The organism is Belliella buryatensis (genome assembly GCF_900188245.1).
Classification (GTDB): domain Bacteria; phylum Bacteroidota; class Bacteroidia; order Cytophagales; family Cyclobacteriaceae; genus Belliella; species Belliella buryatensis.
Genome location: NZ_FZOK01000008.1, coordinates 22,758 through 37,272 on the forward strand (window position 1 = coordinate 22,758; position 14,515 = coordinate 37,272).

14 protein-coding genes are annotated in these 14,515 nt (G+C 38.7%); 2 read left to right on the forward strand and 12 right to left on the reverse strand.

Annotated elements, in window-relative coordinates; genetic code table 11:
- The 4 genes from CHB66_RS09270 to CHB66_RS09285 all read right to left on the reverse strand — a co-directional run bounded on the left by CHB66_RS09270 (position 1) and on the right by CHB66_RS09285 (position 2,723).
- Positions 1-627, reverse strand: coding sequence for a 7-carboxy-7-deazaguanine synthase QueE (locus tag CHB66_RS09270; protein ID WP_089240260.1), 627 nt, complete (start codon positions 625-627; stop codon positions 1-3).
- A 113-nt stretch (positions 628-740) separates the two neighbouring features.
- Positions 741-1,175, reverse strand: a complete 435-nt coding sequence (locus tag CHB66_RS09275) for a GNAT family N-acetyltransferase (RefSeq protein WP_245812697.1) — start codon at positions 1,173-1,175, stop codon at positions 741-743.
- A gap of 127 nt (positions 1,176-1,302) precedes the next feature.
- Positions 1,303-1,794, reverse strand: a complete 492-nt coding sequence (locus CHB66_RS09280; RefSeq protein WP_089240264.1) for a methylated-DNA--[protein]-cysteine S-methyltransferase — start codon at positions 1,792-1,794, stop codon at positions 1,303-1,305.
- Between the two features lie 233 nt (positions 1,795-2,027).
- Positions 2,028-2,723 (reverse strand): XRE family transcriptional regulator, encoded by a 696-nt coding sequence (locus CHB66_RS09285; RefSeq protein ID WP_089240266.1) that lies wholly within the window; start codon positions 2,721-2,723, stop codon positions 2,028-2,030.
- A gap of 162 nt (positions 2,724-2,885) precedes the next feature.
- Between CHB66_RS09285 and dinB the strand changes: the two genes are divergently transcribed.
- On the forward strand, positions 2,886-4,079 hold the full coding sequence (gene dinB / locus CHB66_RS09290) for a DNA polymerase IV (RefSeq protein ID WP_089240268.1): 1,194 nt from the start codon (positions 2,886-2,888) through the stop codon (positions 4,077-4,079).
- Positions 4,080-4,085: 6 nt separating this feature from the next.
- On the opposite strand, the gene CHB66_RS09295 is transcribed toward dinB, so the two are convergent.
- The 5 genes from CHB66_RS09295 to CHB66_RS09315 form a co-directional block, all read right to left on the reverse strand.
- On the reverse strand, positions 4,086-5,255 hold the full coding sequence (locus CHB66_RS09295; protein WP_245812698.1) for an ATP-binding protein: 1,170 nt from the start codon (positions 5,253-5,255) through the stop codon (positions 4,086-4,088).
- A 157-nt stretch (positions 5,256-5,412) separates the two neighbouring features.
- Positions 5,413-6,147: a hypothetical protein gene (locus CHB66_RS09300; RefSeq protein ID WP_089240270.1), complete on the reverse strand. Its 735-nt coding sequence runs from the start codon at positions 6,145-6,147 to the stop codon at positions 5,413-5,415.
- On the reverse strand, positions 6,122-6,499 hold the full coding sequence (locus CHB66_RS09305; RefSeq protein WP_089240272.1) for a GntR family transcriptional regulator: 378 nt from the start codon (positions 6,497-6,499) through the stop codon (positions 6,122-6,124). Before CHB66_RS09305 ends, CHB66_RS09300 begins: the two co-directional genes overlap by 26 nt.
- Before the next feature lies 1 nt (position 6,500).
- Entirely contained in the window at positions 6,501-7,322 is an 822-nt protein-coding gene (locus tag CHB66_RS09310; RefSeq protein ID WP_089240274.1) for a hypothetical protein, read from the reverse strand.
- Positions 7,315-8,175: an ABC transporter ATP-binding protein gene (locus CHB66_RS09315; protein WP_089240276.1), complete on the reverse strand. Its 861-nt coding sequence runs from the start codon at positions 8,173-8,175 to the stop codon at positions 7,315-7,317. The genes CHB66_RS09310 and CHB66_RS09315 overlap by 8 nt, the downstream gene beginning before the upstream one ends.
- A 251-nt stretch (positions 8,176-8,426) precedes the next feature.
- Here CHB66_RS09315 and CHB66_RS09320 point away from each other — a divergent pair, with 251 nt between their 5' ends.
- Complete coding sequence (locus CHB66_RS09320) at positions 8,427-9,197, forward strand: CDP-alcohol phosphatidyltransferase family protein (protein ID WP_089240278.1); 771 nt, start codon at positions 8,427-8,429, stop codon at positions 9,195-9,197.
- 56 nt (positions 9,198-9,253) lie between these two features.
- Here CHB66_RS09320 and CHB66_RS09325 read toward each other — a convergent pair whose 3' ends face one another.
- Genes CHB66_RS09325 through CHB66_RS09335 form a run of 3 tightly spaced genes read right to left on the reverse strand, consistent with a single transcriptional unit; the run spans position 9,254 to position 14,328 of the window.
- Positions 9,254-9,754, reverse strand: a complete 501-nt coding sequence (locus CHB66_RS09325) for a hypothetical protein (protein WP_141107384.1) — start codon at positions 9,752-9,754, stop codon at positions 9,254-9,256.
- Between the two features lie 10 nt (positions 9,755-9,764).
- Positions 9,765-11,210: a SusD/RagB family nutrient-binding outer membrane lipoprotein gene (locus tag CHB66_RS09330; RefSeq protein ID WP_089240523.1), complete on the reverse strand. Its 1,446-nt coding sequence runs from the start codon at positions 11,208-11,210 to the stop codon at positions 9,765-9,767.
- Between the two features lie 10 nt (positions 11,211-11,220).
- On the reverse strand, positions 11,221-14,328 hold the full coding sequence (locus CHB66_RS09335; protein ID WP_089240282.1) for a SusC/RagA family TonB-linked outer membrane protein: 3,108 nt from the start codon (positions 14,326-14,328) through the stop codon (positions 11,221-11,223).
- Positions 14,329-14,515: the final 187 nt, after the last annotated feature.

Genomic DNA, 14,515 nt, shown 5'->3' on the forward strand with positions numbered 1-14,515 from the left:
CTAAGGGATATCCATAAATTTATGGGTTTGTAGGGATATTTTCCAATTTGGGTGAAATTTTACGTAATCTATAATCTTTGAAGTGAAAGTAGCAGCCTTGCTCCATTCTGGCTGAAGTAGCAATTGACAGTCATTTTGAACCAAAGCAGCATGTTTTTCAGCAAAATCAAAATCTGACACATGATAAATGACCACTTTTAGTTCATTTGCATGCTCATAGATACTTGGATGTGGCGCTTTGAACTTCTTTGGAGAAAAACATACCCAATCGAAGTCTCCTGAAAATGGATGTGCTCCTGAGGTCTCCATGTGGGTAGAAAACCCTTCCGACTTCAATAAAGCAGTTAGTGGTCCAAGATTATACATCAAAGGTTCTCCTCCAGTGATCACTACTTTTCGTCCTGTGTATTGCTTTGCCTCTGCCACGATGTCCTCAATGGATAAAACAGGCCATTTAGCAGCCTCCCAAGAATCCTTGACATCACACCATACACAACCCACGTCACATCCTCCCAATCTAATGAAATATGCAGGATGACCAGAAAAAGTACCCTCTCCTTGTATCGTATAAAAAGCTTCCATGACAGGAAGCATTAGCCCTGCTGCTACTACGTCTCTTTTTTCCATGATAATTTTTGATAAAGCGGGTGATCGAACCGCTAAGTTTTATGTAAATCCGATTTTCGGATTGCAAAGGTATGATTAATTTGATGATAAGAAAAATGAACTCAAATATTGGCTCAAAGTACTTTCTCCATCACAACCCTGTATTCTTCAATCCTCCCTTTTTTAATCAAATCCACAATCATAAAACCTCTATTCAGTCCAAAATGAATCATCTTGGTCAGTTTATTTCTAGTTTTGAAGTACACTTTGAAGTATCCATGGTTCCTCGCCCACAGCTCCTGAGCATCTGCCAATTTTGTTGCCACTCCTTTTCTTCTATGTGACGCAACTACTCCACCCATCCAAGAATAAAATGCCTGAGGAGAATCCCTTTGATACCCTACTTTGAACCCAACAGGGTCTCCATCAACTTCTGCTATCAAAATTAAATATGGAACCGACTTCAATCGCTCTTCATAGATCTTTTCAGAATACGGTTGGTAAAATTCACTCACCTGTTGACTCAAAACCACCACTTCACCTATGGTACCCTGCCTAATTTTGATCATGTCCTTCATAAATTAAATCCCATCTATATTTACAACAAAAATATTTATTGCATTCAAGAGTCATTTCAGAGAAATTCACCTCTATGTAGACAGCAAGAGCAAGTATTAGTGTGACATTGCTATCGAGCTATTTTGAGAACCCTAAAACAGACTGCTTACCCACTTTATCCTTATTTTCCAAGTCAAGAAGTTCGGATTTTCTCCAGATACCGCCAGCATAACCTGTAAGTTGGCCATGTTTGCCAACTATACGATGACAAGGAAGCATAACCAAAATGGGATTAGCTCCAATCGCCGTACCTACTGCTCTAACGGCATTAGGCTTCCCAAGACCAAAAGCAATTTGCTCATAGGTTTTGGTCTGACCAAAAGGCACCTTATTGACTTCTAGCCAAACCTGACGCTGAAAATCAGTCCCGCCAAGCGCTACCGGCACATCAAAGGTTTTTTGCTTTCCCTGAAAATAAAGCCCTAATTGAATTCTCACATCCATCAGTACACCATCCAAAAAAGTGTCGGTGACTGGCTCTTCAGTAAACTTCAATGAAATCAAATATCCATCAAAAGCTTCTGCTTTTACATTGCCCAAGGGCGTCTCCATTACTGCAATCTCTCTCATCTCTTCTTTGTTTTAAGGTAAAAACACTCCACACTCAATGATCACTGTGTACGCGCACGCCAATAGAATAGTAACGAAAGTTAGGGATAATTGTCTTGGAATACCTGCTTTATTTTCCAGAGCTATGATAAATTCTTCCAAAAACCTTGATTTGAAACCCCAAAAATCACCTTATGAAGGTATTTTGTAAGTCTATATTCTAAAATAAGCCAATTAGTCTAAATAAAACATCCTCAATAAATCACCAATCTAAACCGCCACACTTCTCTCAAATCGGAGATAGCAACATAAAAAGGTTTGTATAGAGGATTGCTAGAACAAAGCAAAAGTCGCTCTTTTTCCTTGACCTGATTGTAAGCGATCTTGAATGTCACCCCATCCTGCTCTGTGACGATGACGTACTTGTCCCCATCCTTGATGCTAGTCCAGTCATCCACATACTCACAGACAATCCATGCACCATCTGGCAAGGGTAGCATGGAGTCTCCATCAATTTGAAAAACCCTATGCTTCTTATCCTCAGGCAAAAAAGGTAAAGAAAACCTCGGCAACTCTTCGATAAAGTCTGGATCTGAAAATCCCGCCAAATAGGAAGCCTTTGCTCGCTGAGACACTACCTCAATCAATTCTCTCCCCTTTACATCCACCGTGGTAGTCAATATCCTGAGATTGCGACCTTTTAGGTATTGGTCAGTCTCCAATGTCTGTCTGAGCTTATACTCCGACAGTGATGCTAGGTCTCTGCGCAACAACAAATCTACCGATACACCGAAATAATCAGAAATCATCAAAATAGCTTCTAATGGCGGATTGATGTTCAACTCGTAGCCCGCTAGCTTGGATCTACTGATCCCTACACTTTGTGCCATCGTCTCTTGCGTCAGCCCCTTTTGCTTACGGAGGAATTTGATATTAGAATGAATATACATGACAGATTATCAGATTTTTATAAATGAATCAAGCCCACTGTGTCACTACTTGTCAGATTAAATACTGAAGTCCTTACATTTTTTATGGATTCGTATTTCAAATCTAATCATTAAAGCCTAAATTATAAACAATAAAATGTCAAAATAATAAACAAAAAATTTATGTCCTCTCAAAGCCGACACATCCTACACATGGACTTAGATTCCTTTTTTGTCTCGGTAGAGCGACTCTACGACGACAGACTCAAAAATAAACCCATTCTCATTGGTGGATCGGGAGACCGAGGCGTAGTGGCAGCATGTAGCTATGAAGCAAGAAAATTTGGTGTACACTCGGCTATGCCTATGCGTACGGCTAGACAACTTTGCCCCGAAGCAATCTTGGTTCGGGGAGATTTTGAAAAATACAGTCAAAAGTCCCATGAAGTTACAGAAATCATTCGGGAAGATGTTCCTCTCTTCGAAAAGTCATCTATTGACGAGTTCTACATCGACTACACAGGAATGGATCGCTTCTTTGGCTGCTTCAAAATGGCTCAAGAGCTGCGCAAAAAAATCTCAAAAGAAACTGGACTGCCTATCTCTATGGGTCTTTCACAAAACAAGACTGTATCCAAAGTCGCGACCGGAGAAGCCAAACCCGATAACGAAAAGCAAATCCAAAAAGGGGAAGAGAAGCCATTTTTGGCTCCTCTGTCTGTACGCAAAATCCCCATGATCGGAGAAAAAACCTCTCACACACTCTACAATATGGGTGTCAAGAAGGTACAAACGTTACAAAACATGCCCGCTGAACTCTTGGAAGCCACCTTCGGAAAAAATGGCCGTCTCATCTGGGAAAAAGCCAATGGCATAGACCATTCTCTAGTTACTCCTTATTCCGAAGCCAAATCCATCTCTTCCGAAAACACCTTCGAACAAGACACCATTGACATCAAAATGCTTGAAGCACACCTGGTCGCCATGACCGAGCAGCTAGCATCCAAGCTCCGACAAAAACAGCAACTCACAGCATGTGTCAGTGTGAAAATCCGCTATTCGGATTTTGATACGCATACCATACAGCAGCGGGTTCCTTATACCTCCACAGACCATACGCTGATCACTGTGGTAAAAGGTCTTTTCAAAAAACTTTATAATCGCCGCATGCTGATTCGTCTGATTGGCGTGCGATTCAGCAGCTTGGTGCATGGTAACTATCAGATCAATCTATTCGAAGATTCCGAAGAACAAATCAGACTCTACCAGGCTCTTGATCGACTAAACATCAAATATGGAGACAAAACCGTCTGCCGCGCCATCGGTATGCAGGTCGGCAGACGGAGATTCAATCCTTTTAATGGAGTGGGGATCTAGTCTAATTTATACAGTCAAAAAATCCATATAATTGTCTGGAGACACTTGATGAAAAACAGTATTGGGATAAGCCTCTTCAAACCCGGAAGGAAATGAAGACCTCCTCTTCGGGTTCCATTTTGCTTCGAAAGCATGGATTGCTCCTCCCTTTTCTTCAAGCCAATCCAACTCCATTCCTGTCGTCGTCCTCCAGAAATAAACATTGGTTTTTATTCTGTTGTAATGCAAAAACTTCATTCGTTCACTGATGATGAAATTCTCCCAAAGCGCTCCTACATCATTCCGCAAAGACAGCGCATTGAAATTGTTGATAATGGCATTTCGAACGCCATTGTCCCAAAAATAGATTTTCTTGCCCTTCTTGATTTCCCTTCGCATATTCCGACTGAAGGAATTCATCTTAAAGATCACATAGCTTTTCTCCAAAAGATCTATGTATTTTTCGGCGGTTTCCTTATCTATTCCTATCGTATTTCCCAGCTCATTGAAAGTCACTTCAGAACCTACTTGTAAAGCCAAGGCGAGCAATAATTTCTGCAAAATAACAGGCTTCCTCACTTGGTCTAAAGTGAGAATATCTTTGTAGAGATAGCTACTCGTCAGTTCTTCAAGAATCTCCTCTGCTTCACTTGGTTTATTGACAACTTCAGGGTAAAAACCATAAATCAGCCTCGTATCAAGCATCCTTCTCTCCTCCCTCTGAGAGCTATGAGCTATCATTTCTCCTGTAGAAATCGGGTAAAGACTCAATTCCCTCTTCCTTCCTGTAAGAGGCTCTTTGATTTCATTTGCAAGTTCCAAAGCTGAAGAACCAGACGCAATCACTTGCACACCGGGCATGCCATCTGCGATCAACTTCAAGGTCAAACCAATGTTTTTGACCCGCTGAGCTTCATCGATCACCACCAGCGTATGCGAACCTATGAGTGACTTTAGTCTAGTAATCGTCACGTCCTCTAAATCATCTCTATCGTCAGGATTGTCACAATTGAGCCACAATACATCCAGCTTCTCACGCTCTATCAGCTGCCTCAACAAAGTAGTCTTACCTACCTGCCTTGGACCCAATACCAACAAAACCTTTCCTTGATTGAGTCTGATTTTAATTTCGCTTTCTATTACCCTAGTAATCATTTCTAGATCATTTGAAGCAAAAATATGTAATTCTTCGATCATAACCGAAAATAAACATGTAATTCTTCGATTACGATCGAAAATAAGCATGTATTTCTTCGATTAGAGAAATTAGAAAGGAGTTGAAAAAATAAAATCAAGGACTTAAGGGGTCCTTGATTTTAAAATACACTTTCTTTATAAAAGATAGACTTACAAATCAGTTACTGAAAAACATAAGACCTGAACTATCATCTTTTTTGAGATTGATTTCATTTGCTTTTCTTGGGAGTGTCAATTTAGATTCAATAATATTACCGGAAACTCTTCCTAAGAATTGTGACACATCAGCTTTACTCTGATTCAAATGAATCTCTAAATTGGGAATACTTTCTACAGACAAATGAGCTCCAGCATCTCCTCGCAAATCTAAAAACGATATACCATGTTCCCTTCTAAGCTTAAAAGAAGAATTGGAGGCTATTACTTTTAAGCTATCATAATTAAGCGCATTTTGGGTCCCTAACTCAGTGACATCATTTAAAATCAGAGTTTTAATATTCTGCCCAATATAAAGTGTTAACGATCCGTTTTCCTTCATTCTAGCATCCCTGACAAATAAAGTATCTTCCTTAACCTGAATAAAATATGGACTAGAACTATTAGAGGCATTTTCATCACTCTCCTTATAGGAGAATTGTCTATACTCAATTCGGCTCACATCCTCCTTCTTAAACATCAAAATCCCCGAATTTTGAATTGATACTACCGAAAATTCGCCTTCAATAGGCATTGTGTCAACTGAAGTTTCCTCTAATAGAAAAGTCTCTCTTAACAGTAAATCTTCTTTTTCCGAATAATGAACAGAAGCAAACACTGCCCCAACCACGGACACCCACGCAAATCCCAAAAAAGAGAATAAAATTTTATTACTTGTTTTCATTTTGATTTTCATTAAGTTGATCTAAAAGCATTTTAAAGTCAGCAGGAACCATTTTCAAGACTTTTGCTTGATGCACCAGCTTGGGGAGTTCTTTTTGAAGAAAAAGTTTTTTCTCATCCTGAATCAAACGCTCTCTAGCATGATCAGAGACAAAAAAACCTATTCCACGTTTGTTATCCACTATCCCTTCATTTTCCATCAAAGCATAGCTTCGCATGACCGTGTTTCTATTGACTTCTAAGTCCACTGCCAATTCTCTAACAGAAGGAATCTTATCTCCCGGAAGTAATTTTCCTGTGAGAATCTGATCGACCAGTCTGTCCCTAATTTGGATAAATATGGTTTTACCATCGCTAAATTCCATATTAAACCTCCCTTTCTTTTAGCTTGTAATATGAAATAATGTAACTTAGCACAGCACCCGTATAAAATAAAACTAGCAAGACATAAATCATCAGTGGTGCTTCATTTCCAAAAACTTTAATGTTCCAACTGCTATCAAGAAAATAACCAAGAGTCTTATTTCCATCATTAAATAAATTAGATATTATAAATGGAGACAAAGCCGTTGCCACGCTGAATACAATTATAAAAAGAGGAACCATCACAATATTCCACTTTCCAAAATATTGACTTCCAGTGAATATCGCTGAAGGGATAAATAATATTAAACTCAAAATAAAGATATAATATAGCCAGTCTGCACTTTGTTTAATTGGTATCAAAACATCAAAATCTATAATATCTATATTAGTTATCCCTCCTGTCCATTGTATCAAAAACTCTAGAGCTATCCATCTGGCAAGGATGGCACTTAAAGCAAAAATTGTAGGCATAACCAAAAAAGCCAATGTGAATTTCACTATAAACTGAGAGAATAGCTTCTCCAATGGTAAAGCTGGTAAAAGGAGATATCGCTCTGCGGAGACTTTTGACCTTAGATCCATAAAACTTTGTCCTACAACAAAAAGTAAAATTGCTATTACATAAAAAAAGTACGCTCCGTTATAAAAATTATTTTTTTCTCCATACTGTGTCATATCTATCCTTTGATATGATAAGTATTGAGTAAGATACAATGTAACAAGCAAAAATGCCCCAAAAATAAGCAAAAGGTAATACTTCTTATGAAGCAAAAATTCAAACTTGATCAGCTTCAAAATTCTGGATAAGGATAAATTATTCATGTGTTACTTGATTTTGAGTTGATAAAAATTCACCGGTCAATTTGCCCGCGATCACCGCATTAAATAATAATTCTAAGTCAGGGCTGCCACCAGAAATACGTTCTCCTTCAGGCTGTCTCGCTATATATTGAGCTCCAAGAAGGTGTGATTCTACAAAAATAGCTTGCTCAGGAGCTTGCGGTCCTTGGGAGAAGACAAATTGATTTTCTAAGGCTTCCAGATCTGCATGAAGCTTCACTTTCCCTTCATCTAAGACAATGATCTGATCTACCAAGTTCTCAATATCCTTGACCTGATGCGTGGAGATAACCATGGTCTGATCTTCTTGCAGGCTACCGGAAAGCACTCTCCTGAATGTACTTTTTGAAGGAATATCCAAGCTATTTGTCGGTTCATCGAATAGCAGCAACTTCGCCCCAGTGCTCAATCCAATCGCAATCTGTAACTTCTTTTGCTGACCAAATGATAGGTTGGAAATTCTCTGATTCCCGATAATCTGAAACTCTGAGAGTAACTTTTCAAATCGATCAGAATCAAATCCTGTATAAAAATCTTTATAGATACTTACATATTCATTCACTTTCAAAAACTCTGGTACAGAAACTTTCTCAGGAACAAAAATCATTTGATTCAAAAATGAGACTGCTCTGTCAAATGTAGAAACCTCGTGAAACTTCACTTCACCTGAAACTGGCTTGAGCAATCCTGCCATCAGGCGCATCAAGGTGGATTTGCCTGCTCCATTCATCCCTAAGAGTCCTATAATTTTACCCTCTCCCAATTCCAGATCCATTTCCTCACAAAGCCTGGGCTTTTTTGGATAGGAAAAACTCAACTTTTTTATTGAAATCATATCTTAATGTTTTACTGTCATAGTATATTATGACACTAACATAGGTGATTAAATTTATAAGTCAAAAATTATTTTTAAAAAATTTTAAAAATCCTTTGAAAATCAGAGTCTTTAATTGAACAATCTCATCTATTTGAAAAGCATATTGAACAATAAAGGAAAGTATCAAGTTCTAAATGTTATACTCACTCTTTAATCAATTAGAAACCCTCAAAATAAGCAAGGTTTTGAGAGATTTCTGAAAATAAATCATGCCCAAGTTATCTTCTGAAGAAAAGTTTGTGGATGTCTCCGATTATGGAAGACCGCTGGCGAGAGCTTTTGTGAATCAAGTGCAACATACCCGCATTACTCCAGTACAGGTTACTTACCTATTTGGTATCAGTGGTCTAATTGCCATCTTTTGTATCCTCCACGGATTATATTTGGCTGCTGGTTTTTTCTTGATCCTCAAATCCATCTTGGATGCTGCAGACGGTGAACTTGCTAGAACAAAAAATCGCCCCTCTTACACAGGCAGGTATTTGGATTCTATTTTCGACATTTTTCTAAATTTCCTTTTCTTGGGGGCAATTTGGTATGTAACAAACTCTTCTATTTGGGCCACATTACTGGCTTTTTTGAGTATCCAAGTTCAAGGCACTTTGTACAATTATTACTATGTAATACTCAGACACAATACAGAGGGTGGGGAAAGAACGAGCAAAATCATAGAAAATAAGCGACCAAAGGCATTTCCGATTGAAAGTCAAAGTACCGTTGATTTTCTTTATGACACATACAACATTTTGTACGGCACTTTTGATAAACTAATCTATCGTTTGGACAAAAGCGCAAGTGATGCACCACCATTTCCAAAGTGGTTTATGTCCATGATTTCTATATATGGTCTTGGCTTCCAACTTCTTATTATTTCAGCTCTTCTGTCAGTTGGACTAATTGAATTTATCATCCCGTTTTTTATTGGCTACAATGTATTCTTGATAGTGTTTATAGGTTTGAGAAAGATTTTTTTGACATAAAAAAAGACAACAAAAATTTTGCTGTCTTTTCCATAATTTAACAATTAACCTAAACACTATTCTATGATTCTCGCTCTTACTCTCATAGAGACAATTTCCTGACCATTATCAAGCGTCACTAAAAACATGAAAGCTAATTCATCACCTGCTCCAACAGAAGTAACTTCACCTTCACTGTTTGTTCTTACTTTTTCTTCAAACTCAGTGATCGATGTTGTGAAAACTGCGCTTGTTGCTCCAACTTGTATCGGGGCATCCAAATAACTTTCATTTGAATTCAACTGCCCCACATTGATATCGGACGCACCACCTATAGCCTTCGTGATTTCTGCAATAGTTCGTCCTGAGGCTTCTGGAATCTGCATTTCATATCTAATCTCCCCACTGCCCGAAACTGACACTTCTATAAATGGATCAAATCCGAAAGTAGTCGCATTTGGGAAAGTCAATGGAACCTCAGCAACATTGTCACTATTAAGCTCACCGAAATCTTGTTCACAAGATGTTGCAAACCATGCGAACACCATCAACACAATATAATTTTTTATCTTTTTCATAATCTTTAGCTTATTCATTCCACCAAACAGGGATATTAGAGAAAATATTATTAGGGAAATTTGGGTTTCTTGCTACTTCTTGAGAGACATATTGTGCTCTCAGAGGGCGCTGATTCGGGTCAATGCCACCTGCATTCTGATGAGGTGCTAATGTTGGGTAGCCCGTTCTTCTCCAATCTGTCCATTGCTCTATCCCATTTCCAGTCCAAGCGATGTATTTTTGAGTGAGAATTTTTTCCAAATCTGACTCAACATTACCGGTTAGATTTACTTCATCCGAATTATCAGCAAAATATTGGTCGATTTGCGCCGCAGTCAATCCTGCCAAAGACATAGAGGCCCTTATTCCTTCTTGATAAAATGCATTGGCATCTCCAGCAATTCCCAATCTAACTACAGACTCCGCCATGATAAATGCCCTCTGGAAGTTGGTGAGAAGTCTAACTGGTCCTGCACCATTACCTGTTACATAAGTGTTGAACCTAGACCAAGAAGTTTGTGGAAGGGGTCTCTGGCCTGCAAAACCATTATCTATAGTAATAAACTCTCCAGTTGGCGCTGTGACAAATATTGGTAATCTTGGATCATTTTTGCTTTGTAGCAAATTCACGAAACGCGTACTTATAATCAAATCCGCCGCAAATGTGGATATATTGGTCCACTCGTGAACTGGCGCATAACTCCCTTGAGAAGTCCCGAAATTGATATTCAAATCTTCATCGTTACTCAATATCAAGTCATTCTGCAATACCTCATTAATTATTGAAGTAGCCAAGGCTGGCTCCTTAACAGAAATTGTATTTGCCATTTTCAACATCAAAGTATATCCAGCTTTTTTCCAACTTAGCAAATCACCTCCATAGGCCACATCATCTTGACCTGGGACTGCGGTAGATTCAGCATCTAGATCTGCAATACCCTCTCTTACTAAATCAAAAAGACTCTGTATTTGATCTGTTCCTTTATAAATATCCTCTTGGCTATCTAATACTGGCTGCGTGTTTTCAAGCCCTAATAAAGCTTGAGAATAAGGAATATCACCCCAAGTATCTGTAGCCAAAGCAAAAGCATAAGCTTTCATGATTTTCCCAATTCCAGAATAAGCACTAGCCCCAATCGCATCGGCAGATTTGATCATTTCTTCAAAAGAAATCAGTGCACCACCATATAATTCAAATCTCCACTGATTTCCAAAATCATCACCATCGATATCATAGATATCATAAGCCGCTGGCGAACCACCTGCACCAGCTGTTACAGAGATCACTGTAGAACCGAATCTGTTAAGCTCATTGTTATTGGCAAAAGCTGTTCCGGTCAATCCTGTCGGTAAAAGCAAATCAGGAGTAACTGACTCAGGGTTATTTGGATTCTCATTGACATCCAAAAATTCCTGACAAGAAGTTGCAGTAAAGACTACTGCTACCACTAATAAAATTCTATTTAATGTTTTCATCTTCGTCATATTAAAGCGTGAATCTTATATTGACACCATAGTTTCTGGTATTAGGCACACCGTTGAGGTCGAGACCTTGGATATTACCTGCCCCTTGCGTGTTCAGTTCTGGGTCACCCGGGAATCCAGGAGCAAAGAACCAAAGATTTCTACCACTGAAGCCAATACTTGCCTCTCCAAACGGAGTCCTTTCCAAAAATCTTCTGGGAAGATTATAAGACAAACTCACTTCTCTTAATCTATAAACAGTAGCATCATAAACACCGCTTTCAGATATTAGACCTCCTAGTCCAGACCAGTACGTTTGAGCAGGTACTTGAATATTATTTGGCACATATTGTCCATCTCCAACTTCGATCACTCCGGGCAGTACTCTAGGTAAATCTCTGTCTACTCCAGTCATTGCCAGTGTACCACCATTTCTCTGATCTACCATACCGAAAGAATAGATGTCACCGCCTTGGCGAGTATCTACCAAGACACTCATCATCCAGTTTTTATATCTAAATGTATTCATCAGGCCAGCTAACCAATCAGGCTGAGAGTTAGCGATTACTTGTCCCGCTATTCCAGGTAGATAGCCACCAGTAAGTGGGTTAATTAATAATTCACCCGCTGCATTTCTTTGCATGGCATTACCCACGATCACACCATAAGGTTGACCTACTACAATAGATGGCGTCAATCCAATGAATCCATTACCTGGGATACCTGACTGGTCGACTCCTGGTGCAATTTCCCTGACTTCATTTCTGATACGCGTAAAATTTAACCCCATATCCCAAGAAAAGCTTCCTGACTCTAGAATGGTCCCATTCAATTCCAATTCAATACCCTGGTTGACCATCTCTCCGACGTTTGTAGTTTGTACATCAAATCCAGAAGCATTGGAAACGGCTACATTGAAAATTTGATTGGTAGACCTCGTGAAAAAATATGCTGCATCAATAGAAAGCCTATTGTTGAATAAGCCAATATTACCACCTACTTCATAACTTGTCACAAATTCAGGTGTCAACTGATCAGAACCCAATCGTGCACCTGGTAAGAAACCTGGAATATTTGCTCCGCCAACCCCAATTGGAAATTGAACAGAAGCTACATTGTTACCGAAACCAGCAGTACCAAAGAATGTATTCAATAGGTATGGGTCAGCATCCCTACCAACTGTGGCGGCACTAGCTCGCAATTTGGCATATGAAAGTACATCGGATTCAATGTTGAACGCATCTGTCAACACAAAACTAGTGGCAATAGATGGATAGAAATATGCATTGTTACCAGCTGGCAAAGTAGAGGACTGATCGACTCTTCCAGAAAGTTCTAGAAATAAATAATTATTATAATCCAAAGAAAGCTGTGCGTAATATCCCAAGAGCCTTCTAACATTGGAAAATTCACCTGACCCTGTAAACACAGATGCATTACTTACATTGTCAAAAAATGGCACATTCAAAGCTGAGCCCAATACACCTATGGTTTGAAGATTCCTTTGATTGATATTTTGACCGAGTAATAATGAAGCACTAAAGCCTTCTGTAAAGATATTAGACTTTGAGGCCGTGATTAATAAGTCCCCGTTCAATTCAGATCTATAAATCATATCATCAGCGATGCTTCCTGCTGGAGTTCTAGCAGATCCAATTCTTGAAACTGCCTTACGTCTGTCCGTATATGTATCAGCCGTCACCCTATAAGTGATATTCAACCAATCAGATATGTCATATCCCACCTTGAAATTACCAAAAACTCTATCAACGGTACTTTCAAGGAATTCATTTTGAGTACTCCAAAGTGGATGATTTTGAGCTGGGTTATAGAATAAACTATTACCCAACTCGTCTTGGAATGGCTCTCCAACCAAATCAAAGGATCTTGGGATTCTGGTAATCTGACCAAAAGCAGAACCTCCATTACCTGTAATAGTATTTCTGGACTCAGATTTCACATAAGTAACATTACCACTTACCTTGACTCCATTATTGAGCTTTTTATTCCCTCCTACTTGAACATTATTTCTATTGAAAAATGATTCGGGGATAATCCCATCCTGTAAGGATGAATTGACTGAAACAATAAAGTTATCATCTCTATTGCCTGAAGCTATACTCACACCATTTTGAACGATTCTTCCTGTTTGATAAAAATCTCTAACGTTATTAGGAAATGCCTGATAAGGCACCGTAGTTCCAAAACTTGTTTCTACAGTTTCGAATCCAGGTGTTCCAAAAGCAGGACCCCAAGAAGCAGTAGAGATGTTATTAAAATCATTTTGTGTGCCTTGACCAAATTGATTTTGAAAACTTGGTAAACCATACACACTCTGAAAATTAACAGATGAATTCACTGTAATCTCCGTCTTATCGTTCATGTTTGCCCCACTTTTAGTAGTGATGACGATCGCACCTGCGGAAGCTCTAGAGCCATACAGTACAGATGCAGCCGGACCTTTCAGTACATTGATCGACTCGATGGACTCTGGAGCTATATCATTCAACCTGTTGGCTGGCTGAGACCCAAAAAGTGTGTTTTGGGTATTGTCAGTATCGTTATTGAAAATAATTCCATCTACCACAATCAATGGTTGATTAGACCCAGTGAAAGAAGTAATACCTCTAATGTTGATATTGGTAGAAGCACCTGGGGCTCCAGAAGCACCTACTATATTTACGCCAGTCAACTTACCTTGTAGGGAATTAAGTAAATTTGGCTCCGATTTTTGACTTACCATATCTCCCTTAATGGATTGCACTGCATAACCAAGTGATCGCTCATCCCGCTCAATTCCTTGAGCAGTAACAATAAATTCACTCAAATCTTCAAGGTCAGATGCCAAGTTCACATTAATTTCTGACCTTGATCCTACGCGCTCTTCATGGGTTTTGTATCCAATAAAACTAAATACAAGAACTGCCTGATCTGAGGGCACTTCTATAGTATACCTTCCGTCCAAGTCTGTGGTAGTACCCGAACTGCTTCCTTTAATTAGAATATTCACTCCTGGAATACCCTCTGGCTCCTCCGTTGAGGTCACCCTTCCCGTTACTGCTTTACTCTGCGCCCATATTTCATTGGTAGCAAATACAAGCAACAGAAGCGACAATAAAACTCTCTTCATGTTATAATATTTGGTTTAACGATAAATATTAAATACTAATATTAATTGTTTTTGTTATATAATAAAAATTTAATGATTTTTTTAAACAATATTTAAACCAGTTATTTATTCTAAAAAAATAAAGTTTTATAAAAGATATATTAAATCATTAATAATTTATATTTTAATAAAAAACAGAATATTTATT